The sequence below is a fragment of the Chroococcidiopsis sp. CCALA 051 genome (assembly GCF_003015105.1).
Taxonomy (GTDB): Bacteria; Cyanobacteriota; Cyanobacteriia; order Cyanobacteriales; family Chroococcidiopsidaceae; genus Chroococcidiopsis; species Chroococcidiopsis thermalis.
Map to the genome: position 1 here is coordinate 1 of NZ_PYCI01000104.1, position 24,368 is coordinate 24,368.

Genomic DNA, 24,368 nt, shown 5'->3' on the forward strand with positions numbered 1-24,368 from the left:
ACAAGAATACAGTATATGCTGTAAGTACATCTTTTCATTTGAGAAAAACTATCTTCAGTTTTTTAGCACCTTAATTTTCTAAATAATCAGAAATGTATGCTTGGCATCAGCTTATATCTTTACCAATTTTGTATATTTGTAGGAAGCATTTATCTTTCGCTTAACTTCGCTCAATTTTTAAATAAACAACTCCTTAAATCATTAGATAAACTTTTAAAAAATTGAGAATTTGCAAAAAATATCATTTATCTCTAATTTAGACATACACTAGCTCTATTCCTTTAATCGAAAAAACTATGTAAACAAATACTAAATTTTACCAGCGACTTTTCATCAGTAACCTATAAGTAAATATGGCAAAAAAGTCTAATTTCTTGCAAAAAACTAAACTCTATCCGTACAAATACGTAATATTGAAATCTACTAAAATTTATACCGATTGCATCTAGATGAACGGAGCTATAGCAATCCTCTTTGATTGGTGAAATGTTGCTTGAGGATTGTCAGTAGTCAGTGATAAAGACAACGCTCCTACTGACAACTAACAACTGACGGTCATAACGAATATGTTCACAATTCATGGAGAATTGCTATGTGAGGTATATCTGTGAAGGAGATTAGTAATTTTCTACTCCAAATTTTCAGCTTAGTCAACTGCTATTCATGTATTCCAACTACTCTAAGACGCGAGAGGATATACTGAAATCCCGAAGATAATTGCCTTAATTTCGCAATCATTCTAGTATTAGTTTATACTCTTAAATCCACATCGATTTTTCAGCCTTGCTGTCAATTAAATTTTATAAAGCAATACTCCGGACAGAATCAGGCGGTGATAGTGCCGTAGGAACGTAGGTTTTGGTAGTTGGGATGAGATTTAATCAAAGTTGGGTCTAGGTCTAACCTGGAAATAAATGTTTCCAGCAAATGCTCGCTCTCGCGCACGTCGTTTCAGGCTTGCCATTGAAAAAACAAAGGGTTTGTGACTAGAATGCTGACGATGCGCGTCAAGTTTAGCCAGATTGAGGGCAGTGAAACTAGCATTAAAATGAAAGTCCAATTTTTTGGCATCACGCGCTTGGCAGTCGCTCAAACCCGTAAATTGTTTGGCATCTCTAAAAATGAACTCAATCTGGAAACGTAAGTGATACAGTCGGTAAATGTCCTGGGCAGATTGCTGTAGGTCAGTGGAGAACAACACGGCGTAGCTCGTTGTCTTGTGCTGGCGATGGTCGAGCAGATAAGCCAGGCGGATTTGGCGTTTGAGCGAGACGTGCCACACTACAGCAGTGTACAGCTCAATACCTGGTTGAACTTGGCACACCCATGACAATTGAGTCGGGTCAGTCAGCTTCACTTTTCCAGCATATTTGCGTCTAGCTCCTCGTGGTTTTTGCGTCCCCGCATAGACATGGCGCAAGTTAGCATCACACCGCAGTTTACTAATCACATGCAACTCGAGGGCACAAGCTCCTGTCACAAACGACTCTTTAGCATAGTAACCATCAACTGCCAAATAGCGCACTGCTGAGGGTAGGTGCGTCCGCACAACTTCTAGATGTAGCAGATTTGAGGGGGCGACAAGCAGGATGAAAGCAAGTGAGGCAGAGAGGTTTCAGCCGCAAACCCCTTGAAAAAATGGGGAGAAAAGGGGGCTTATTGACAATAAACTATTTAGGGAGAAAATATCTTCACTGGGAAGCCGTTTAATGGTAAAAAAGAACGGTCTCGTAAATTGAACAAGACCGTAAATCAAAATGCTGCCGACATTTTATCAAACATTACTGCAAAAATATCTGACGCAATCGCAACTAGTTACCTTAAAAATGCTGGTGTGGTTGTTCCAGCATCAAAAGCAAGTGAGAATAGAAAGACGCTTCAGCAACATTGCCTTTACCGATACAACAGAATAGTCGGCGGCGGCATTTGCAAAGGTTTTTAAATCTGGATGCCTTGAGTGTAGTGTTGCTGTGGTTTCCGCTAATTGAAGAAATACTGAAAAGGCACTTAAAACTTGAGAGGCAACTGATTATTGCGCTCTTATAGAACGCAGTGGAAAGAAAACAATGTGTTGATGGTTAGTGCGATTTATCAAAAAAGAGCATTGCCAGTATTTTGGGTGTTGTTGGAGAAAGATAGTAGCAGTAATCTAAGAGAGCAACAAAAAGTGTTACGCCCAGCAATTCGGTTATTAAGGAAGTATAAATTAGTCATAATTGGGGATAGAGAATTTCATAGTGTAGAACTAGCCAGTTGGTTGCAGGGACAAAACATCAGTTTTGTGTTTCGTCAAAAACAAGACACCACATTTCGTGAAAAAAGACAAAACTTTCAACCTCTAAGTAATATTCCTATTCATCCAGGAGTACGTATTTTCTATTCCAATGTCAATTTGACTCAGAAGCAAGGATTTGGTCGGTTTAATTTAGCGGTGTACTGGAAAAGACAGTATCGAGGTAAGCAAGAGGAGCAAGCCTGGTATTTATTAACCAATCTCCCAGACTTAAAAACTGCAATTCATATCTATAGCCAAAGGTTTGGAATTGAGGCTATGTTTCGTGATTGTAAGACTGGCGGTTACAATTTGGAAGGCTCCAAAGCGAATCCTAATAGACTTACTCGTTTAATTCTTTTAATCGCTTTAGCAATGACGGCTGCTTGGTTACAGGGAGAACGAACTGTTTTACAGCGGCAGCAATCCTACGTTTGTCGGACTCAAGAAAAGGGAAGAACTAGAAAACGACATAGGAATTTTTGGATAGGTTTATATGGACAAAACTGGATAGTTGCTTTTCATGAATGCCAGCTATGGGTTGAAGAACTCATCACTTCCATTCGCAATAAGCAGGCATTTTATCGCCAAGGTTTAAGAGCTATGACACTTATACAGCAAGCATTTTAGCTCGGTTGTCGCCCCCCAAAGTAGCAGATAGTAGTCCATCCGAGTCAGTGCTGGAAACTCTTGTTGTCTAAAGGTCTGTTCTGCCAACACAGCGTAGCCCGTCTCGGTTTCAACATCTACCGAGCGCGACTAGTGACACTTCTAAACCTTTTTCCCCGCGACCCTGAGTACTATTGTAAAACTGGTCAAGTCCAAAGGTCTTTTTGCCACTTTTAGCAATAAACGAGCAATCCATGACTGCAATCATCTGATGGCTTGGGGGTATCGCTGCCTGAATCACTGCACTATTCAACTTGCTAAAATCAAACGGTTTGTTAAATTGCCGTCGATACGTTTTCTCACTCAATCGACTATATCGACTTAGAGAGCGTGAAATTCACCTTGCCACACAATCAGCATCGTGGCAAATAGTGTCGTCAAAACTTTGATTTGCGGTTTGCGAATATGCCCACTTTCTCCAGTAAGCTTTGTATAATTTCCATACCGAAGATCGAACTCGTGCTTGTTTGTTCTTATCAGCACTCTATCGGTTCGATAGCTTTTCTGTCTACTGCCAAGAGCCAAAAACTGTCCGAAGTATTGATAAAGTGAAGCAGGTAAAAAGGCTAGAAGTATTGCAGCAATTACCTCGTATGCAGTGAAGGATAAATTACGCCTAAAACAAGGTAGGGTTTAGTGACTCGTCCCAGTATGTGGCATTACTGGATAACGTATTGCGTGCGTATTGGCAAAAAGCAATTGAGTCTGAGGATGATGAAGGTATGCCGTAGTCAAGGTACAGCTTCGCTTTCGTTAACGCAGCAAGTTATTTCTGTAAACTCAGCTGAATAAACGTCAATACTTGTTACCGAATTTATGGCAATTTAGTCTCCGATGGGGTCTAGGTGGACAATAAAGATAGAGAAAGGGATAAGATAGCGCCTGCATCTTGCCAAGAGTGCTGCTAAAGGAGGTGGAAAATGATGCGCGATCTTCCAACACCTAATACTAATAACTATCGAATCGTCAAAATCTGCGTGTTAGTTCTGGTTTTGCTGGCGTGGTTGGCACTGACTGCTACCCCAGTCTTTTAAGCGTCACGCTCGACAAGACAAGCCTCCTAGAGAGTTGGAGGTGGGATGATGCTAGCTAGAAACACTATTTTAAATTTAGGTGTAGCGATCGCGGCTCTCTTGGTCGGCATAACCATCAAAAGCGATCTTCAAAGCACCGTTCCATCTCTTCAACCCCAATACAACTCGATTGCAGGACAACTAGAGGTAACACCAAACCAAATTGCAACTCAAATTCAACCGAGAATTGCAACTTTAGCAGATGGCAACTATCAGTTTTGTAGTCAATCCGACCCTCATGATTGGCAAGACGGGGCAGGAGTTTGTTTTGTTTTCCAAAAATGCGATCGCCAGGTTAGTGGCTATTATGGTTATCCCCATTCAGATAATTTTATTTGTGTCAAAGGTAAGGTTACTGATAATCTAATTGTAGGTAAAGCCTTAGAAATTTCATGGGCTGGTCGTGAGTGGACTGACATACCGCACTCTGTATTTAAGTGGGATTGGGAGGGGCGCTTGACACTGAGTCAAGGAAACATCGTTCGTACTATCAATGATGTAGAGGGTCGGGTTGACTGGATTGTATTCCGTCAAGTGACGCTGGATCTGAACGGATTTTACCAATACAGCAGTCCTCGCATGACACCTCCGCCCCAACTGTGCGAGTGGCAAGTGCAGTAGTAATGGGGCAAAATACTACTTGATGGGAGACGAGTCGCTGTTAATTCTCCTCAGAGCAAATCGTCAGTTCCCTAGGATTGCCCCAGATAACTTGAGCAGTAATTCTTCCCGCATTTTCTGCGCTCAAATCTTCAATGTAGCCATCTTGAGCCGAAGCAGCTTCTTGCAAACTCTCAAATGCTCCAAAGTAATAAGTACACCAAGGATGAGTTGTGAAAACTTCTAGCCACCAACTCATGTTCGTCAACTTGCGGTCGAGATTTTCTGTCAAATTCATGAGATTTCTCCACAATTCTGGAAAATCTAGCTTATTTAAACCGAGTTACATACATTCTATTTAGATATAAAATCAGCTCTCAGACTAGATAAATTAGCGATCTCATCAACTGGTAAACTGTAGGGTTGTTGAGATTTACTTGTTTGGAGATACAATAGTTTATCCTTTGAGAACTTGTTGAGAAATATCTTCGCTCTTTTGACAACTTGAAGTTTTAGCGTGCGGTCAAGATTGAGTAATTCTATTCTTTTCAGATTAGAAAAAGTAGTATTAAAATGCAAGCGGCAACTTCCCCAGTTTCAATGGGTAGTTCTCCGAGCGGGTAAGCGCGATCGCTGGAAGTTGGTATAACCAATCGGTTGTATGGTGGCAAGGGTAATGACACCTTAGTTGGTGGGTTCGACAATGACGTTTTAGATGGCGGCGATGGAGATGATTGGGTCAATGGTGCTGGAGGAAGAGTAGCTGATATCTTCGGTACAGTCAGTCGCGGCAGAAACGAAATCGATACGCTCACAGGTGGAGCGGGAAAAGATAGCTTTGTCTTGTCTGGCGGTTCTGGACGCGACGGCGTAGGCGCTTCTTACATCGGTGCTGGTAACGGTGACTATGCTTTAATTACTAACTTCAATAAATGCGAAGACGTTATCCGGCTAGAGAACACAGAATATGTTGTTGGTCGGTATCCCGACACAACGATCGCATATAGCTTAGGTACATCCCCTAAAGGCTTACCGCAAGGAACCGCACTGTATGCTGACAACCTAGGAGCAAAACCAGATCTGATTGCAATTTTTGCAGGTATTTCCCCCGATACGCTCGATTTGAGTGCATCCTATTTCCAAGTTAGCTAGCAGATGTTTGCAGATCTCCTAGTTGTCCTCGATCGAAAGAAGGCGATTGCTGCTTCTAACTGTGTCATTAAAGGTGGCGATCGCATTCCTTCAGAACCATTTCTTGATTCAAAGCTTTAATCGGGTAGACTGCATATAAAGACAAAACCATTCACAACACCATTATGGTTAATCAAAGCGATTTCAACGCCATTAATGGTTTGTCTGAAGTAGAAGTCAAGCACCGATTGAAGCGAGAAGGCTATAACAAATTGCCCGACAGCCAGCAGCATAGCATTCTCGCGATCGCCTGGGAAGTCGTGCAAGAACCGATCTTTCTGCTACTGGTTGCTTCTGGAGTCATATATGCTGTTTTAGGAGAAGTGGAAGACGCGCTGATTTTACTCGGCTTCGTCTTCTTCATCATGGGGATTACCCTTTACCAAGAACAAAAAACCGAACGAGCCTTGGAAGCCTTGCGCGATTGATCCAGTCCTCGTGCTTTAGTCATTCGCGACGGACAGCAAAAACGCATAGCTGGGCGGGAAGTTGTGCGGGGTGACATTATCATTTTGCATGAAGACGATCGCGTTCCGGCTGATGCCATTCTCCTATCTTCTACTTTTCTGACAGTTGATGAATCCCTACTTACGGGAGAATCAGTGCCAGTCCGTAAGGTTGCACAAGTGCAAGAAATTCCCCAACCACCAAAATCCATTCCACCTAGTGGTGATGACTTGCCTTTTATTTACTCTGGTACTTTAGTCGTACAAGGTCAAGGCATTGCCCAGGTAAAAGCGACTGGCACGCAGACAGAAATTGGCAAGATTGGTAAAGCACTGCAAACCGTCGCGCCAGAAGAAACCTTATTGCAAAAAGAAACGCGATCGCTGTCTCGATTTGTATCGCTGTAGCAGTAATTTATGGATTGAGTCGCGGCAATTGGCTCAACGGGTTTTTAGCAGCGATCGCTTTAGCAATGGCAATTTTACCGAATGAGTTTCCCGTAGTGCTGACTATTTTCCTCGCTTTGGGAGCATGGCGGATTTCGCAAAACCAAGTTTTAACCCGTCGGATGCCAGCCGTAGAAACTCTAGGCTCAGCTACAGTACTCTGCGTAGATAAAACAGGCACGCTTACCTTGAATCAAATGTCAGTTCAACAGATGATGGTTCGAGGTGAATTTTATGATGTTACCCTGCACCAGCGGCAGCCATTGCCAGAAACTTTTCATCAATTAGTAGAATTTGGTATTTTAGCCAGCCAAAAAGACCCTTTCGATATTGCAATTTGTCTAGTAGGTGGAGCAGTCAGCATTCTCTGGTTTGAGTTGCTCAAACTGCTGAACCGCAAACCTCATTAAGAACTTATTTGATCTTAATAATCCCCATCATCCCTAAGTCTTCATGGTCGAGAATGTGACAGTGGTAGACTGTTCTACCAGAAAAATCGCGGAAGGGAATGCGAATGCGGACAGTTTCACCTTTACGCACTAACACTGTATCTTTCCACGCACGAGCGGGTTCTGGTTTTCCATTGCGAGATATGACTTGAAAAGGATGAATATGCAAATGGAAAGGATGATCCATGCGGTCTGGATCGATATTGACTAATTCCCAATCCTCGATTGTATTCAGTTGCACTTGAGTATTAATTTCATTGGATCGAAAGTTTTCCCGTTAAATGTAAAGCTCATGCCCATCCCAGGACTCATATCCATCGATAATTCAAAACGTCTGACTGTCTTTGGTGCTGGTAGTACCTCTACAGGAATGAGCTTTCGGGGTAAAGGCAGGATAGAAACAGAGCCTCGATAGGCAAGGGTTGCTAAAACTTGAGGATTTGTCTGGGTTTCCCCCATCATCTCCATACCACCTCCCATCATATGACTGCCGCCCATCATACTCATACCACCCATCATACTCATACCCCCTCGGTCATAGGGCAAATTCAACAGGCGATACTGCGAAGGCTCTCTTTCCCCTCGTACCAGGACTTCGGCTCGTTCTCCAGGTGCTAGCAATAATTCTGCTAATTCTACAGGTGCGGCTATAGCTCCCCCATCGGTAGCAATTAGGTAAAAAGGATGATTTTCGAGTGTAAGGCGGTAAAAGCGCGCCGGAGAAGCATTCAGGAGCCGCAGGCGCAACAAACCGCCTTTGGGAATGGATATATTAGGGTTAACTTGACCGTTGACAGTCAGGATTCGCCCCTCACGCCCCCTCATTGGTGTCATATGGTTCGGAGGTTGGATGCGTCCGTTTCTATCCAAAGCAAAATCTTGTAAAACTAAAAATTCTTCTTTTGCTGCTTTAATCTCAGGAAGATCGTCTAACTCGCCTCGAACGATAAATAACCTGTTAAACCGCCAAATAACTGTTCTGCCACAAAGCCGTGATGGTGGGGATGATCCCAGAATGTGCCAGAGCGATGATTTTTTGGGACTGTAAATTCGTAGGTCAAACTCTCTGTGGTGGAATCGTTAGGAAAGGATTGTCTCCGTTTCCGGTGGGAGTGACGTGCAAACCATGAAAGTGCAAGTTCGTCGGTTGCGAGAGATTGTTGGTAAAACGAATCCGAACGCGATGGTCGCTTTGCGAACCGCCTTCGGCATCGCCCGCTCTGACTTCTAAACGAGGAGCGGGTACTTGTCCGTTGTAACTCAGAAGATTTGCTTTTGAGCCTGCCAAACTGATAGGACGAGAATTTGCTTCTAGGTCAAGCTCAAGTAAACCGTCAGTACTTTTGTAGAGGTTGGAGCGCGCAGCTTGAGATTTCCAGGGCTGGCTGTTGTTCTGCCCTAGTGCCGCGCTAGCAGCTGATGCAGATATCGCACCAGCTGCACTGAAGCTCAGAAACTGATGGCGGTTTATCCCGATCGAGTTTTATCCTCCACAAAATCTCACATCTACATTTATCTGCCGAAGATGCTTGATGCTCCGACAGCTGGCTCGCGATCGAATCGTCTTAACCAAACCAGCTAGCAGGCGAACAGTTTGGATCGGCTATTTCGGGAATTTGTCGATAAATTTGTTCCGATTGCTGTTCTGCAATCTTGTCAATTCCTTGACGAATGATGCTTTCAATACGTGCCGTTCTGTCTAGACAGCAAGTCAGTAAACTCAGTTCCATTACTGGCAATGCTTCGTCCTCCACTGCTACATAGGAACTCGTAATTCGACTCAAAACATAAGCGATTAAGTCTTGCCTCCGAGCGGGATGAGCAAAAGCTTGTTGATAGGGATGATGAGGATAAGTTTCTAAAACTTCCTCAATGGTACTGAGAATAAATGATAGGTCTAAATTCACAATTGTTTTACTCATTTTTCCTCATTTGGTTCGCCTTCAAATGGTTGCATTCCAATTGCCGGATAGTCATCGTCACGAGGTGCAAAAATTCGCTTAAAGGCATCTAAAACAAACTCGACCGATCGCCGCATAACTTCTGGCATTGATTTCCAGAAATTTTGACCTTTTGTTGTGGTAAACATACATCTTCTCCTACGCTTCAAGATGTTTTTGAGAGATGATATCTTGCCTCCATCTGCTCTACCTATATAGTAAGAAAACAATCTGAGGAAATTGTGATGTCGAGCGATTAAAAAAACAAAGCTGACTAATTCCTATCAGCGGCATCGCTAGAATCTCGATCGCGATTTTGAAATCCCGCGATCGCCGTATGTAGAGTGAAATAAATCTGCTCGACACCAATTTTCTCTAGCAGTCCCGATCGCTTTAATTGCGCGTAGAGGTTTTGTTTAACTCGCGCCATCGCCAAGATAATGCCCCTAGCTGCCAGTTCGTCATACAGTTCTGCCAGCATATCAGTGGCAGTCACGTCCAGTTCGCCGATCGCTTCTGCATCCAGCACAAACCATTCTACCGGACTTGCTTCTGCCTCAATTGCCTAAGCGCGATCGCCGCTTGAAATTTTCCGCATTGGCAAAACACAGGGGAGCATCGTAGCGATAAATCACTAGTCCTGGGATGGTTTTGGCTCCTTCCCAGTCTTCAATATCGTGCAGTCCTGGCAATCCTGGGACTTCTCCCAACACGGCATCGTGCGGTCGCACCACGCGAGCTAGCAAGTCGAGGACAGACAAACCTACCGCGATCGCCACACCAATAGAATATCCGTCGCGAGAACTCCAACGGTAGCGATCGCTTGATTTAGCTAATTAGAAAATAGAATACGTTCAAACCGAGCGTATTGGGAGAACCGCCTTGCAAGAGCGCAATCACATCTAGTTCAGCACCCTGGTTGTTGGCAAATATTGCAGTTCCTTGTTGCAAGCTCTCAGGGGATGCACCTAATCTTTATTTGATGATGATACTAGCAGATGTACCTCAGATGCCTACGGTTTTTGCTAGTACAATTGTACTTCAACAAGTATCTGTCTTTGTGGAAGCCCATGCGCTGGCAGCCGATTCTCCTACTAATGGCATAGCTATTCCTTTGCTATCGAGTTTTTTGCCAATAGCTTTGACTTTATCTACAATTCTAACTATTGTTGACTACTAAATTTCCCCACGACTAACTAAGTTTTTTAAACAGATTCTTTTACTTATTAAGTGTATTCAATACGGCACTTGTTTCGAACGTAGTTACAAAGTGCTGGTGAAGTGGGATTGCAAACAATCTTAAATATTTTATTATATTATTTATTAGAGTTTTCTTTTCACCTTCAAGCCAGCATTGCTAGGGTGGTACTCCTCCAATTGGATTGGCACTGGCTCAACTTGCCAGATGTCCTGGCAGTATTCTTTAATGGTGCGATCGCTGGAAAATTCACCCATCCGAGCCACATTTAAAATTGACATTTGCAACCAATTTTGCCTATCGAGATAGGCTTGACTGACTCGTGATTGACAGTCGATATAAGCTTGGTAATCTGCTAAAACCAGATATTCATCTTTAACCAACAAAGATTCGACAATCGGTTGGAATAAGTCGGGATTATTAGGAGAAAAGTAGCCAGAAGCAATGCGATCGATCGCTTCTTTCAGTTCGGCATTGTTATGATAATAATCCTTGGGATTGTATCCCGTAGTTTTTAGCTGCATGACTTCTTCTACTGTCGAACCGAAGAGAAAAAAGTTTTCTGCGCTTACAGCTTCACGGATTTCAACATTAGCTCCATCCAACGTTCCAATAGTTAGCGCCCCATTCATCGATAGCTTCATGTTGCCCGTTCCCGAAGCTTCTTTACCAGCTGTGGAAATTTGCTCGGAAAGATCGGCAGCGGGAATAATGCGCTGAGCTAGAGAGACGTTATAATCTGCTAGAAATAGAACTTTCAAGCGATCGCCAACATCTGCATCTTTATTCACAACATCTGCAACTGAATTAATCAACTTAATAATCAGTTTAGCCATTGAATAACCTGGTGCTGCCTTACCTGCAAAAATAAATGTACGAGGCAAGATATCAGTTATCGGATTTTTTTTCATCCGGTTGTATAACGTGATGATATGCAACACGTTTAAGATCTGACGCTTGTATTCGTGAATGCGTTTTACCTGGACATCAAATAATGAATCTGCATTGACTTCAATTTGGTTGAATTGCCAAATGTATTCTGCCAAGTCATGCTTGTTTTCCTGTTTAATTTGCTGCCAGCGATCGCAAAACTCAGTGTCATCTGCCAGCGATTCTATTTGCTGAAGTTGTGCTAAATCTTTAATCCAACCCTTACCAATTCGGTTTGTCAGTAGCAGTGCTAGCTTGGGATTGCTCAGCAAAATCCAACGGCGCGGAGTAATGCCGTTAGTTATACTATTAAATTTCTCAGGATACAGCGCGTAGAAATCCTGCATCAATTGATGTTTTAGTAAGTTTGTATGCAATTGCGATACACCATTAACTTTATGACTGCCTAAACAAGCTAAGTTAGCCATCCGCACGTATTTTTCGCTGCCTTCCTCAATCAGCGACAGCCGCGCCACTCGTCCCATGTCGCCAGGACATCGCTGCCAAACTTCTTGTAGGAAACGCTGATTAATTTCATAGATAATTTCTAGATGCCTGGGTAAAAGACGACCGAACAAGCTGACCGACCAGCGTTCCAGTGCCTCTGCTAGTAAAGTATGGTTGGTGTAGGCAAAACAATTTTGAGTAATGTGCCACGCTTTGTCCCAATCTAAATCGTACTCGTCCACCAAAAGACGCATCAATTCGACAATTCCTATAGAAGGGTGCGTGTCATTCAATTGAATGGCAACTTTTTCGTGAAAGCAGTCAAAATTCTCGTGATTTTGTTGGTAGAAAACAATAATATCTTGCAGCGAACAAGAAACAAAAAAATACTGCTGCTCTAAACGAAGTTCTCGCCCTTGGGGAGTATTGTCATTGGGATACAGCACTTTAGAAATATTCTCAGAAAAGATTTTGTCGGCAACAGCGTGGGTGTAATCCCCTGCATTAAATACTTGGAAGTTAAACTCAAGGCTGGCTCGCGCACTCCAAAGTCGCAGTGTATTCACCGTGTTATTGCCATACCCTGGTACGGGTGTATCGTAAGGCGTGCCAAATACGGTGCGTTCGGGAATCCAGCGGACGTGATAACGACCGTGGCGATCGCGGTATGCTTCGGTACGTCCGCCAAATTTGACTTCTACTTGATAATCAGGGCGGGGAATTTCCCAAGGATTGCCAAAACGCAACCAATTATCGGGGCGTTCTACCTGCCAACCATCCTGAATGAATTGGTCGAAGATGCCAAACTCGTAGCGAATGCCGTATCCGACAGCTGGAATTTCTAACGTTGCCAGCGAGTCTAAGAAACAAGCAGCTAACCTCCCCAGTCCGCCATTACCCAAACCAGGTTCCTCTTCCTGTTCCCTGAGATCGTAAAGATCTAAACCAGATTCTTTGACAGCTTGCCGCGCTTGTTCGTATAATCCCACGTTAATCAGGTTATTGCCTAGCTGTCTACCCATGAGAAATTCTGCTGATAGGTAAAAGACGGCTTTCACATCTTGGGCGAAATAGGTTTGTGTGGTTTTAATCCAACGGTGCAGGAGGCGATCGCGTACTGTATAAGCTAGTGCTGTATAGTAATTTTGCAAGTTAGCCCAATACTCATCTTTAGCAATTAGGTAATAAAGATTATCGGCAAAGGCACGTTTGAGAGTTTCTACACTCATCCCCGTGCGATCGTCCTCTACCTGAACTTCGACGTGATCTGTGCGCCGGACGTGTTTTTTGAAGCGATCGTTGTGTCTGTGCTGGTGCGGGTCGAAATTTCGATCGAGAATAAAATGATTATTTTTCTCCATTTAAATTCTCCTGATAAACGTCTGGTTTCGATCCGAAATTGCAGTAATTCCTTTGACGATCTTTAAAAGCGCGATCGCTGATAAAAAGTTCGTTTCAATCCTTCAGCTGCGGCAATATAGAGAATGCCGAACACCAGCATAAAATTACGGCTGAACTGAATATTCCAACGACGGGGTTGAGTCGTCATTTCGCGATCGACGCGATCGCTAGCGATTGTCATTTCGGAAAAGTCTGTCAGCAAATTAGTCAGTAAAATCTGCTTGAGCAGCAAGGGCAAAAACGGTAAGAATAGAGACGCTCCTGCCATGCTGAACATATTGCCAAAATTGGCGCTAGTTGCCATAAATACATACTTGAGCGTGTTAGCAAATGTCACTCGTCCTTCCCTAACCCCTTGCAACAGCACGCCTAGATCCTGTTCCAGCAGCACGATATCCGCCGCTTCTTTTGCCACATCCACCGCACTATTTACCGAAATTCCCACATCTGCTGCGTGGAGGGCTGAAGCATCATTCATGCCATCTCCCATGTCACCCACGACATTTCCTGCTTTTTTCAGTGCCAGAATAATATCTTCTTTCTGGTTCGGCTCCACCTCAGCAAATACATCTACCTGAGTGACTCGATGCATCAATGCTTCATCGCTCATGTGGTGTAGTTCCGCTCCCGTGAAGATACGCGATCGCGATAAACCCACTTGTTGACTGATACTGGTGGCGACAGCATGACTATCTCCGGTAATAATTTTCAATGCTACACCTAGATAATTCAATTTTGCCGATCGTGGCAGCAGCAATATTCCGGTAGGCAACTCCCAAAGTCCGAAAGCCTTTTTCACCCAAAGCATCAAACCTCTGCTGGATTTGCTCCCACGCGCCTGTACTATCCATGCCATCAACATCCACAGACGAGCAAATACTGAGGATGCTTTTGAGCGCCCCCTTAGTTATCATCAAATGAGCATTATTGTGACGCAGTAGGATGCTGAGGCGCTTGCGAATGAAGTCGTAGGGAACTTCATCGAGTTTTTCATAAGCCGATATTTCAAAGGTGCGATCGGTACGAATCGCTAGATCGATTGGATTAGCAAAGCCATTTGCAGCAGTGGCATTGAGATAGGCATAGAAGAGGACGCGATCGCTCTGTTTTCCCTGCCAATCCACCGCTGAGTGAATCTGCACAACTCCTTCGGTAAGCGTACCTGTTTTGTCGGAACACAGTACGTTCATGCTGCCAAAGTTTTCGATCGCTGCCAATCGCTTCACAATAACTTTCTGCCGTGCCATTTGTTTCGCACCATGCGCCAGATTGACGCTGATAATGGCTGGTAGTAACTGCGGCGTTAATCCCACCGCCAAAGCTAAGGAAAAGAGAAAGGAGTCCAGTACCGGACATTTGAGCAAAGCATTGCCCGCAAAGATGGCAATGACTAGCATTAACGTCACTTCCATCAAAAAGTAGCCAAACCGACGCACGCCACGCTCGAATTCCGTCTCTGGAGATCTCAGTTTCAGTCGCTCGGAAACTTTACCAAATTCCGTATTTTTAGCTGTACTCACAACAACTGCTGTCGCCGTACCACTCACCACATGAGTCCCCATAAATAGTGTATTCAGACGCTGGCTCAGGGCAGTTTCGGCGGGTAACACTCCACTTGTTTTAGCGACTGGGTATGTTTCACCTGTCAAAGTCGCTTCATCAACAAATAAGTCCTTGGATGCCAAAATAATGCAGTCGCCAGGAATTTTGTCCCCAGCCGCCAGTAGTACCATATCCCCTGGTACGATCTGTTCGACCGGAACATCTTCTGGCTTTCCATTTCGTAGAACTTTGGCATCGATCTGCACGATCGCCAACAGTTTTTCAACTGCATCAGCTACTCCCCGTTCCTGCCAAAATCCTAGTAGTCCGCTCACGATTACAATTTATGGTTGATTTTGGGCTTTTTCATATTACCTTTGCTTGCCATAGTTGCCACTGCTTTCACTAACTCAAAGCGTTACAAAACAATCCATTTTGGCTTAACTATCTTTTATTCAGTCAAGAATTTCCTGCATGTCGTCCTCGACTTATTGGTGAAACCGATCGCCTAGTATCAGGTAGCTTTAATGGTAATTTTGTTTATCGTTGGTATATTGTTAAACGTGGTTGCTTTCCAATGGATGCAAGAACGGTTCGATCGCAAGCAGCCGCGAGAACAATTGTCCTCCTACAGCCCCTAACTACAGGCTAGTATCAGGAGTTCTTGGCAGGGATATCTTGCTTCTGTCTCTGCTTCCGTTAGCGATGTCACTATAATTCTGGTTCGATGGTGACTCGATGTTTTGCCGAACAGTTCCTCCGTATTTGGACTAAATACCTGCAACAGCAGATTTAGTTATTTGGCTAGTTTGAGATATAACTGAAACCATTGACTTGCAAACCATGCCGCTGCTTTGATCGCACCTGGTTCTGCAAACAAGTGACTGGCTTGAGGAATAATCTGTATCTGTTTTTGAGTGCAAAGCTGTGCTAACGCATCTTGATTGATTCCAATTCCTGGGAAGTCATGTTCGCCAACAATTAGCAGGGTGGGAGCCTGAACCCAAGCTAGTGCTGAACTTGCCAAATCTAAACGCCCACTACGCGAGACGATCGCACCTACATCTGCCGCTCGTTGCGTCGCTGCCAGTACGATCGCCGCACTACCCGCATCAGCACCAAAATAACCCAACCCCAGATCTCGAACATCTGAAGCTCTTCGCAGCCAATCTGTGACTCCTACCAGTCGCGCCGCCAGCAATTCAACGTCGAAGTGTTTTGTCCGTAGGTCAATCGCTGCTTCTTCCGGTGTTAGCAGATCGACTAGTAAAGTTGCAAGTTTCGCTTGACGGAAAATCTGAGCAGTATAGCGGTTGCCAGGACTATGACGGCTGTTACCACTACTGTGAGCAAATAACACGATTCCTTGAGCATCTACGGGGATAAATATATCTCCTTGTAGTTGCACCGAGTCAGCCGCGATCGAAACTAGGCTCTGTTGAGGATTGAATTGTATTGTTTTCATCGATTTATCCCTCTGTTTGACAGCGACAGTGGTTCACGATAAAAACAACGCCATATAACTATTTGCCGCTTCTGCCAAGAGAGCGCGGACTTCTTCGTCGCTGGTTTGAGTAAATTCTTCGTACCAGAGGCTAATCGCCGACAACTGTTCTACTTCGATTGCACAGACAACATCGTCTGCTTGCGATCGCAACTGCTGACAAACTGAAGCAGGAGCAATCGGCACTGCGACAATAATCTGTTGCGGTTGCTGCTGCCGCAGTGCCGCGATCGCCGCTCGCAGAGTAGAACCTGTAGCAATCCCATCGTCTACTAAAATTACCGTGCGGTTTTCGACGTGAGGTAGGGGACAATTGCCTCGGTAAAGGCGATCGCGTCGCTCTAATTCCTGCATTTCCCGTTGGGCAACTGCATCAATCTCTGCTTGAGGTATGCCCAACCAGTTTACCACCTCGTCATTGAGTACCAGTACGCCGCCTGTAGCGATTGCACCCATCGCCAATTCTGGCTGTGCGGGTGCGCCTAGCTTGCGGACTAGAATGATGTCTAAGGGTACGTTCAGTGTTTTTGCTACCTCAAATGCCACTGGTACGCCACCACGCGGTAGCCCCAGTACGATCGCATCTGGACGTTTGGCATATGCTGTCAGCTTGGTAGCTAGTAACTCGCCTGCTTGAGTGCGGTTTTGGAATTGTGGAGTCATGATTTTCGCCTCAGATTAAATCGGCTTTTGGTTTCATGCCACTTCTTTACACTCACTACGCACCACAAATAAATAGGATTAACAGAAAAGCTTGTGTCAAAAGCTTTTAACATTGGCTTGCTGTCAATCCTATTTTGTCATTGCCAACGCAGATTAATCTAAACTGCTGTTCGCATCCAGCACAATAATGCCAAAGCTTTCTCCATCTGAGTTTTGAGTTTGCTACTCAGCTCGACCTTGAGTTTCAACTCATCTTGTAGCAACACTTGAATTGGAGTTAGTGCTGCTGCTAATCGTGGCGCTACTGGATTTCCTGCTGCTGTAATTAAATGATGAGTTTCTATCAGGATTTGCCCAGTCTTGACCGTGAATTTAGGCTGAACTGTTGGATTAGGAGCTTCCCAAGGATCGGGAATGAGTTGCGATTTACTGAGTGGGTCTCTTGATAAGCTTTCTAACATAGTTTGAGTCCCCCTTTTACTAACTGTGGCGATGGTCGCTCTGCGCGTTCCGCCTTCGGCATCGCTCCTAGCTTGTAGCCGATAGCAAGCAAGTCTATTACTTTTATCCTATCAAGTTTTGAAGTTTCAGCTTTCTCTAAAACATAATTAAGTAACAATTCTTATTCAGTTTTATCAAGTGCTTTGTTATTGTTTTTACTGAAACTAAACTCGCTCTCAAAAGCAAGCAATAAGATCCTGGTTTAGCCTTGCTATTTTTTGGGAGCGTTGCTACTAATTCTCTGTTTGAGGTTTGCTACAATCCCACTACTATATTAGCATAATAGAACACAATAAATCCTCCTTGCTCAAGCATAATTACTTTGGAAGCATTGGTCAATCGGACGGAGAATAAGAAATAAAGGATCGCTACGTTGTACTCGTGTCAAAATCAAAACAAACATCTTTTCGTGAAAGTTTTACTGGATAGAAACTCCCTCATAAATGTTGACAATAGCCGCGCTTCATTAATTAATTTTTCATGACTGATGACTATTGACACGCGATCGCCAAAACTATAAAAAATTAACTTCATTAACCAAAGTCCTCACAACTTGCTCATTTTTTGCCACCATTTTGTAAATTAAAAGAGGTGGCAAGCAGTTATTACCTAACAACTACCTCAGATTGTTCTTTGAAAAATCCAACTGGGCAGGTGAGTCAATGACAGTCTCTACTCCTTCTAAGTTTGAAACTGCGGCTGGGCATTTAGTCCCACATATTCCCTTTGCCTTTGCTGAAGACAGCGTTGGTTCCACACTTTCTAGCTTGCCCGGTAATCGATTCGATTCGATTGAAGCTATTTATATTGTCGATCGCCTTGGACATCTGTGCGGACTGGTGCGCTTGTGTGACTTACTGACTTTACCAAGAGAGTTAAAACTAGGCGAAGTGATGGTGACTCGATCGCCAGCAGTTTATCCTGATGAAGATCGAGAGCAGGTGGCTGGGTTGGCAATCCAACATGGTCTGACGGATGTTCCCGTAGTCGATCGCCAAGGATGCTTGATTGGTGTAGTCCCAGCACAAGCAATGCTGGCGATTTTAAGGCAAGAGCATATTGAAGATATACATCGGTTGGCGGGAATTGGGCACGACGATGCACAGGCACGTCACGCTCTTGATGCTGCACCAACCCGACGGGCAAAAGATCGCTTGCCTTGGCTACTTGTGGGACTGCTGGGCAGTATCTTGGCAACCTTCGTTGTTTCTCGCTTCGAGCAAGTGCTGGCAGAGCAAGTTGTTGTCTCCTTCTTCGTGCCTGGAATTGTCTACTTAGCTGACGCAATTGGCACGCAAACCGAAGCGATCGTCGTGCGTGGTTTGTCGTTCAACCAAAATGGTCTGCGAAACTTGTTGTCTGGGGAATTATGGACTGGGCTGCTGATTGGGCTTGTCCTTGGTGGTGTCAGTTTTCCTGTCGTTTTGGTAGCTTTTGGTAACATTCAGTTGGCGATCGCGGTAGCACTGACAATTGTGATTGCTGGGGCGATCGCTGCAAGTATTGGTCTGCTATTTCCCTGGCTGCTCTATCGTGCTGGCAAAGACCCCGCTTTTGGTTCTGGACCTGTTGCGACTATTATTCAAGACGTACTCAGTTTATTGATTTATTTCGCGATCGTGCAATGGTTAGTCGTATGACCTTCAAGTCATATGACCTTCAGCTCAAATGCCCATTTTGCTTGAGTGAGAAACTCGACTGCTAACTATTTTCCTCTATCCTTTACAAAATAACACTACCATGTTGGGAAACCATGCTAACGGTTTATGGGCAAGGTCAAAAGCTGCGAACAGTAACATTTTGCTAATTTTTAGCAAAGCTCACTCTGTTTGCAATAAATTAATGGTGGTAATCACCATCTAACTGTTGGCAATTACAATTCTTATCAAATTTTGTCACGTTACTACTAGAATTAAAATTTATCGAACTAATAGCCCAAGTGGAATAAATCCGAATGCAACTAGCTGCTAGCCCATTTGAGCGAACTGACGTTATGGGCATTTATTTTGCGATCGCTCAAACTCTTACAAGATGACTCACAGGTAATTTTGAAATGACACTTGAATTAGAGTCCGAAGAAGTTAAAGCCAAGCAGATTTTTGAAGGAATTACCGCACTGATTCTAGCACCGATTGTGCTACCTTTAGCAGCGGGAATTAACAATTCTCTAGGTAAAGCTGCACTCAAAAACTCAATTTTCGTTTCTGAAAAAGTGAAGGAAGCATTAGCTCAAACTCAAGAAATTATCGAAGATTTAGTTGCAGAGGTACAGGCTGAACTAGCAGCACAGCCGCAGACAGAAATAAATTCTACAGTGACTCAAAGTCAACTCTCCAATGTAAAATTGCCGATAGCTGAAGACTTAATAAATGTCATATCTAGCTTTAACGAGCAAGTCAGACAGACAACAGGAGGAGTTGTCGATTTACGTTTACTCGTACCTGCGGGACTAGGTGCGCTTGCCCTCCGCCAAATACTTATTAAAGGGCTAGAGCTTGACGAAATTCCTTGGTATACTTTGGCATGGTATGCATTTGATACATTTGTCAAGCTAAACGAACCCGAATAATTACAATAATAAAAGTAGGATGGGTAATGTCCACCTCTCGTAATCGCTCCTGAAAAAATAGATTAAGAAGATTTTTTTAACACTAATTCCTTAATGTTTTTATCGGAGTAACAAAGTGTGGTGCAAGCAGTTCACACCGCTATTAAAGGTAGAGCTAGGTTCAAGATTAACGAACTTTATCGCTCACAAGAGTTGAAAATGTATCTAGAGCGATCGCTTGCTACTCGCTCGGAAATCATTTCAATTTCTGCCAATATTCTTACGAGTAATATTCTAGTTATTTTCGATCGAACAATTAACGTTGATAATTTAAAAGCATTAATAGAAGAGTTCGTGACAAATTACAATCGACAAAAGCGAGATTTTCAGACAACAACTCTATCTGAGAACCTAAAGCGATCGCCTGAACTCGTTATTAAGGCTGAAAAACAGACAACAGAAGACTGGCATTTCATGGCAGTAGATTCTGTTCTAGAGACATTGCAAACATCACAAATAGCCGGATTATCAGACGATTCTGTAGTTGAAAAATTACAGAAATACGGACTGAATGCTCTACCTGAATCAGCGACTCGCTCCGACCTCAAAATACTGCTCGATCAGTTTAAATCTTTGCCAGTTGGCTTGCTGGGTGTTGCGGCTGGAATTTCATGTTTTACGGAGGGACTTGTCGATGCTTTAGTCATTCTCGGTGTAATTGGTCTGAATGCAGCTATAGGTTATGCCACAGAAAGCCAGTCAGAAAAAATCATTCATTCCCTGAAAAGCCGCGAACCAGCATTAACTTGGTCGATCAGAAATGGCGCTCAGACAGAAATTCCGACAGAAAATGTTGTTTTAGGAGACATATTAGTTCTTAAACCAGGGAGTTATATAGTCGCAGATGCTAGATTGCTCGAAGCCGATCGCCTCAGCATTGATGAATCTGCCCTCACTGGAGAAAGCCTACCCGTCACGAAAACAACTGCATCTCTAACAGGTGTAGATATCCCTTTAGGCGATCGCCTCAACATGGTTTACAAAGGCACTGTAGTCACAGGTGGTCGAGGATTGGCTGCGGTTGTAGCAACGGGCGGATTGACTCAAGTGGGTAAAATTCAACAACAGGTTGACGCAGCGACGGCAACAGAAACACCCCTAGCCAGACAACTAGACGAAGTTGGCACTCAGCTAGTGTTGTTGAGCATGGGAATCTGCGGCTTAGTATTTGGAATTGGTGTTTTGCGAGGATATGGCTTACTACAAATGCTGAAGTCATCTATATCCCTAGCAGTAGCAGCCGTTCCCGAAGGTCTACCAACGATCGCTACCACAACTCTAGCATTAGGCATTCAAGATATGCGCCAGCATAACGTCCTCATCCGCAGTCTCAGCGCGGTGGAGGCTTTGGGTTCGGTACAGACAATTTGCCTAGATAAAACTGGAACGATTACCGAAAATAGGATGTCAGTTGTCGAGATCCATACAGATAGTAGACAAATTCAAGTAAATGACTGTCAATTTCTGGCTGGAGCAGAAAATATTAACCCGTATGCTTGTGATGAATTATTAAAGCTAATTCATGTCACGGTTTTGTGTAATGAAAGTCAAGTCAGCCAAGCGGGAGACGAGTTTACAGTTACGGGTTCGGCAACAGAGAATGCTTTAATTTATCTGGCGATCGCCGCTGGAGTCGATGCGAACGCGCTCAAGCAAAAATATCCGTTATTACAAACTCAAGCGCGATCGGAAAACCGCAACTACATGAGTACAATTCATGCTACTGATGAGGCATATCAGTTAGTTGCTGTGAAAGGCAGTCCCACTGAAGTCGTCCAAATTTGTCAATGGTGGCAGAAAAACGGGCAACTCGTACCGCTGACACCAGAAGCTCGACTGGCAATTGAAATTGAAAACGATCGCATGGCAGGGAAAGCGCTGAGAGTACTGGGCGTAGCTTATGCTCGTTCAGTAGAGGATCACGATCGTCAAGAATTGATATGGTTAGGGCTGGTGGGGATGGCAGATCCAGTTAGAGTCGGAGCCAAAGAGCTGATGAGAGACTTTCATCAGGCTGGGATTGATACAGTCATGATTACCGGAGATCAAAGCCCAACTGCTTATGCGATCGCCAAGGAATTACAGTTAAGCCAAGACGAACAACTCGAAATTCTCGATTCAACTCATCTCGATCGTCTCACTCCCGAAGCACTGACAGCCCTCGTCGATAAAGTTGACGTTTTTGCCCGTATCAGTCCCAGTAATAAATTGCAAATTGTCCAAGCTCTGCAAGCAGCCGGAAAAGTAGTGGCGATGACAGGGGATGGAATTAACGACGCTCCAGCGCTCAAAGCAGCCGAAGTTGGCGTAGCAATGGGTAAAGGGGGAACGGATGTAGCGCGGGAAGTCGCAGATATCATTTTAGAAGATGACAGGTTGGAAACGATGATTGTCGCTGTGAGTCGGGGACGGACAATCTACAACAACATCAGAAAATCCGTGCATTTTCTCCTATCTACCAATCTCAGCGAAATTTTGGTGATGACGACTGCAACAACAGTGGGATTGGGCGAACCTTTGAATGCAATTCAACTTTTGTGGCTGAATTTAGTCACGGATATATTTCCTGGGTTGGCTCTCGCTTTGGAACCACCAGAACCAAATGTTCTCAGTCAACCGCCCCGCAGTCCTCAAGAGCCGATTATTAAAAATTCTGACTTTAGCAGAATTGCCTTTGAATCAGCAACAATATCTCTGTGTACTTTGGGAGCCTATGGTTATGGCATTTTTAGATATGGTGTCGGGCAGCAGGCAAGTACCATTGCTTTTTTGAGTCTGACATCGGCACAACTGCTGCATACAATTAGCTGTCGTTCGGAAACACACAGCGTTTTTAGTCAAGCAAAATTACCGCAGAATCAATACTTAAATATGGCGCTTGTCGGCTCTTTTACCCTACAAGTTCTGGCTTTAAGTATTCCACCGTTGAGGAGTATTTTGAAAATTACGCCGATCGATCTGTTTGACGGCGCTGCGATCGGAGCTAGTGCTTTATTGCCTTTGTTAGCGAACGAAAGCACGAAAAACACTCAGCTAGGTGAAAGTCAATGAAAAAAAACTTCGTGTTTACATCTGAGTCCGTCACTGAAGGACATCCCGATAAACTTTGCGATTTAATTAGCGATGCGATCGTAGACCGTTTTTTGCAACAAGATCCTTATTCGCGGGTAATTACAGAATGTGCTGTCTCTACAGGTATTGTTTTTGTTGCTGCTAGATTTGAACCAAATGCTAATGTAGATTTTACCAATGTAGCTCGACAAGTTATCGGTCGCGTTGGCTACGATCGGTTTGAGTTTAACGGCAAAACCTGTAGTATTCTAACTAGTTTGAGAGAATTGCCTCCAGACAAAGATCGCTTTGATGAAAAAAATCTATCTGATGCAGAGATCGAGCAAATTCCTGTCAAGAATATCGTCAATGTCTTTGGCTTTGCTTGCCGTCAAACTTCGTCCATGATGCCGCTACCAATCTGGCTAGCACACAAATTAGCAAAGCAACTAACTCATGTCAAACTGCAAAATATCCTCCCGTATCTTGCTCCTGATGGCAAAACTCAAGTAGGAATTGAATATAGAAACAGCAAAGCATATAGAATTCATAGTATTAGTGTTATTGCCAGTCAAAATAGTCCATCAAAACCCGATTTAAATCGACTTCAGGACGATATTCGCACCACAGTTATCGACCCTGTATTTCAAGATGAAGAAATTAGACCTGATGCCCAAACACGGATATTTATTAACCCTGACGGATTGGTTATTGGCGGGGGTCCAGCATTACATGCTGGAGTAACAGGGAGAAAAAATGACGTAGATACCTATGGAGAATATGCCAAGCATAGTGGCTCAGCTCTAAGCGGTAAAGACCCAATTAGGATCGATCGAATTGGAGCTTATGCAGCTCGTTATGCAGCTAAAAATATCGTAGCCGCAGGGATTGCTGATGAGTGTGAAGTGCAATTAAGTTATTCTATCGGACTAGCAAGACCTGTCAGTATTCAGGTAGAAACTTTTGGCACTGGCAAAGTTGCTGATGAAGATATCGCCAAACTTTTAGAACAACATTTTGATTTTCGGCTGGCTGGAATCATTAAGCAATTCAATCTCAGATTTCTACCTTCATTGACTAAAGACGGTTTTTACAAACAATTAGCTGCTTACGGTCATGTTGGCAGAATAGATCTCAATTTACCTTGGGAAGTTACTGACAAGATGGAAATATTTTAATTTTCTAGAGGAACTTGCGAAGTAGGCACAAAGAATTACAAGTGAAATCAACCCTAAGCTCTACTTTGAGTTACGTCAAAACAAGTACTTAAATAATCTAGTCAAACAAGACATAGATTTATCAAAAAGTTAGTCAACTGTTCAAGACGTACTCAGTTTATTGATTTATTTCGCGATCGTGCAATAGACCTCCTGCGTGAATACTTGAATTGTCATCCACACGCGAAGCGAAACATCTGGGAGATGCTTCACTACACT

17 protein-coding genes and 4 pseudogenes are annotated in these 24,368 nt (G+C 43.8%); 10 read left to right on the top strand and 11 right to left on the bottom strand.

Features of this window, described 5'->3' with window-relative positions; genetic code table 11:
- Nucleotides 1-877: 877 nt before the first annotated feature.
- Nucleotides 878-1,549 (bottom strand): transposase, encoded by a 672-nt coding sequence (locus C7Y66_RS21665; RefSeq protein WP_158265970.1) that lies wholly within the window; start codon nucleotides 1,547-1,549, stop codon nucleotides 878-880.
- A 208-nt stretch (nucleotides 1,550-1,757) separates the two neighbouring features.
- Here C7Y66_RS21665 and C7Y66_RS32010 point away from each other — a divergent pair, with 208 nt between their 5' ends.
- The 3 genes from C7Y66_RS32010 to C7Y66_RS21680 all read left to right on the top strand — a co-directional run bounded on the left by C7Y66_RS32010 (nucleotide 1,758) and on the right by C7Y66_RS21680 (nucleotide 4,635).
- On the top strand, nucleotides 1,758-1,913 hold the full coding sequence (locus C7Y66_RS32010) for a hypothetical protein (RefSeq protein WP_199197560.1): 156 nt from the start codon (nucleotides 1,758-1,760) through the stop codon (nucleotides 1,911-1,913).
- Nucleotides 1,914-2,074: 161 nt separating this feature from the next.
- On the top strand, nucleotides 2,075-2,902 hold the full coding sequence (locus tag C7Y66_RS21670; RefSeq protein ID WP_199197561.1) for an IS4 family transposase: 828 nt from the start codon (nucleotides 2,075-2,077) through the stop codon (nucleotides 2,900-2,902).
- Between the two features lie 1,118 nt (nucleotides 2,903-4,020).
- Nucleotides 4,021-4,635: a hypothetical protein gene (locus C7Y66_RS21680; protein ID WP_146149839.1), complete on the top strand. Its 615-nt coding sequence runs from the start codon at nucleotides 4,021-4,023 to the stop codon at nucleotides 4,633-4,635.
- A 40-nt stretch (nucleotides 4,636-4,675) separates the two neighbouring features.
- On the opposite strand, the gene C7Y66_RS21685 is transcribed toward C7Y66_RS21680, so the two are convergent.
- Nucleotides 4,676-4,912, bottom strand: a complete 237-nt coding sequence (locus tag C7Y66_RS21685) for a DUF1816 domain-containing protein (protein ID WP_106547181.1) — start codon at nucleotides 4,910-4,912, stop codon at nucleotides 4,676-4,678.
- 359 nt (nucleotides 4,913-5,271) lie between these two features.
- Here C7Y66_RS21685 and C7Y66_RS21690 point away from each other — a divergent pair, with 359 nt between their 5' ends.
- Both C7Y66_RS21690 and C7Y66_RS33475 read left to right on the top strand, forming a co-directional pair.
- Nucleotides 5,272-5,766 (top strand): hypothetical protein, encoded by a 495-nt coding sequence (locus tag C7Y66_RS21690; RefSeq protein WP_233222786.1) that lies wholly within the window; start codon nucleotides 5,272-5,274, stop codon nucleotides 5,764-5,766.
- A 164-nt stretch (nucleotides 5,767-5,930) separates the two neighbouring features.
- Nucleotides 5,931-7,027: pseudogene (locus tag C7Y66_RS33475) on the top strand (HAD-IC family P-type ATPase); the annotation flags it as partial.
- An 85-nt stretch (nucleotides 7,028-7,112) separates the two neighbouring features.
- Here the strand turns inward: C7Y66_RS33475 and C7Y66_RS33480 are convergent.
- The 4 genes and pseudogenes from C7Y66_RS33480 to C7Y66_RS33485 form a co-directional block, all read right to left on the bottom strand.
- Nucleotides 7,113-8,624 (bottom strand): annotated as a pseudogene (locus C7Y66_RS33480) (multicopper oxidase family protein).
- Nucleotides 8,625-8,712: 88 nt separating this feature from the next.
- The gene (locus C7Y66_RS21705) at nucleotides 8,713-9,069 is read right to left on the bottom strand and encodes a hypothetical protein (RefSeq protein WP_106547182.1); all 357 of its coding nucleotides are present in this window, start codon (nucleotides 9,067-9,069) and stop codon (nucleotides 8,713-8,715) included.
- Entirely contained in the window at nucleotides 9,066-9,236 is a 171-nt protein-coding gene (locus C7Y66_RS31265) for a hypothetical protein (RefSeq protein ID WP_158265971.1), read from the bottom strand. Before C7Y66_RS31265 ends, C7Y66_RS21705 begins: the two co-directional genes overlap by 4 nt.
- A gap of 125 nt (nucleotides 9,237-9,361) precedes the next feature.
- A pseudogene (locus C7Y66_RS33485) lies at nucleotides 9,362-9,916 on the bottom strand (STAS domain-containing protein); the annotation flags it as partial.
- Nucleotides 9,917-10,069: 153 nt separating this feature from the next.
- Between C7Y66_RS33485 and C7Y66_RS21715 the strand changes: the two are divergent.
- Nucleotides 10,070-10,267 (top strand): hypothetical protein, encoded by a 198-nt coding sequence (locus C7Y66_RS21715; protein WP_106547183.1) that lies wholly within the window; start codon nucleotides 10,070-10,072, stop codon nucleotides 10,265-10,267.
- A 143-nt stretch (nucleotides 10,268-10,410) separates the two neighbouring features.
- Here C7Y66_RS21715 and C7Y66_RS21720 read toward each other — a convergent pair whose 3' ends face one another.
- The 5 genes and pseudogenes from C7Y66_RS21720 to C7Y66_RS21740 all read right to left on the bottom strand — a co-directional run bounded on the left by C7Y66_RS21720 (nucleotide 10,411) and on the right by C7Y66_RS21740 (nucleotide 17,233).
- On the bottom strand, nucleotides 10,411-13,023 hold the full coding sequence (locus C7Y66_RS21720; RefSeq protein WP_106547184.1) for a glycogen/starch/alpha-glucan phosphorylase: 2,613 nt from the start codon (nucleotides 13,021-13,023) through the stop codon (nucleotides 10,411-10,413).
- A 119-nt stretch (nucleotides 13,024-13,142) separates the two neighbouring features.
- Nucleotides 13,143-14,949, bottom strand: a pseudogene (locus C7Y66_RS32045) (HAD-IC family P-type ATPase); the annotation flags it as partial.
- A gap of 452 nt (nucleotides 14,950-15,401) precedes the next feature.
- Nucleotides 15,402-16,070, bottom strand: a complete 669-nt coding sequence (locus tag C7Y66_RS21730) for a dienelactone hydrolase family protein (RefSeq protein WP_106547185.1) — start codon at nucleotides 16,068-16,070, stop codon at nucleotides 15,402-15,404.
- A 33-nt stretch (nucleotides 16,071-16,103) separates the two neighbouring features.
- Complete coding sequence (locus C7Y66_RS21735; RefSeq protein ID WP_106547186.1) at nucleotides 16,104-16,772, bottom strand: phosphoribosyltransferase; 669 nt, start codon at nucleotides 16,770-16,772, stop codon at nucleotides 16,104-16,106.
- 158 nt (nucleotides 16,773-16,930) lie between these two features.
- Nucleotides 16,931-17,233 (bottom strand): hypothetical protein, encoded by a 303-nt coding sequence (locus C7Y66_RS21740; protein ID WP_106547187.1) that lies wholly within the window; start codon nucleotides 17,231-17,233, stop codon nucleotides 16,931-16,933.
- A 702-nt stretch (nucleotides 17,234-17,935) separates the two neighbouring features.
- Between C7Y66_RS21740 and C7Y66_RS21745 the strand changes: the two genes are divergently transcribed.
- From C7Y66_RS21745 to metK, 4 genes are all read left to right on the top strand, one after another.
- On the top strand, nucleotides 17,936-18,913 hold the full coding sequence (locus C7Y66_RS21745) for a magnesium transporter (protein ID WP_106547188.1): 978 nt from the start codon (nucleotides 17,936-17,938) through the stop codon (nucleotides 18,911-18,913).
- Between the two features lie 413 nt (nucleotides 18,914-19,326).
- On the top strand, nucleotides 19,327-19,842 hold the full coding sequence (locus tag C7Y66_RS21750) for a DUF5132 domain-containing protein (RefSeq protein WP_106547189.1): 516 nt from the start codon (nucleotides 19,327-19,329) through the stop codon (nucleotides 19,840-19,842).
- Nucleotides 19,843-19,959: 117 nt separating this feature from the next.
- Entirely contained in the window at nucleotides 19,960-22,932 is a 2,973-nt protein-coding gene (locus tag C7Y66_RS21755; RefSeq protein WP_106547190.1) for an HAD-IC family P-type ATPase, read from the top strand.
- Entirely contained in the window at nucleotides 22,929-24,110 is a 1,182-nt protein-coding gene (metK, locus tag C7Y66_RS21760; protein ID WP_106547191.1) for a methionine adenosyltransferase, read from the top strand. Before C7Y66_RS21755 ends, metK begins: the two co-directional genes overlap by 4 nt.
- The last annotated feature ends 258 nt before the right edge of the window (nucleotides 24,111-24,368 follow it).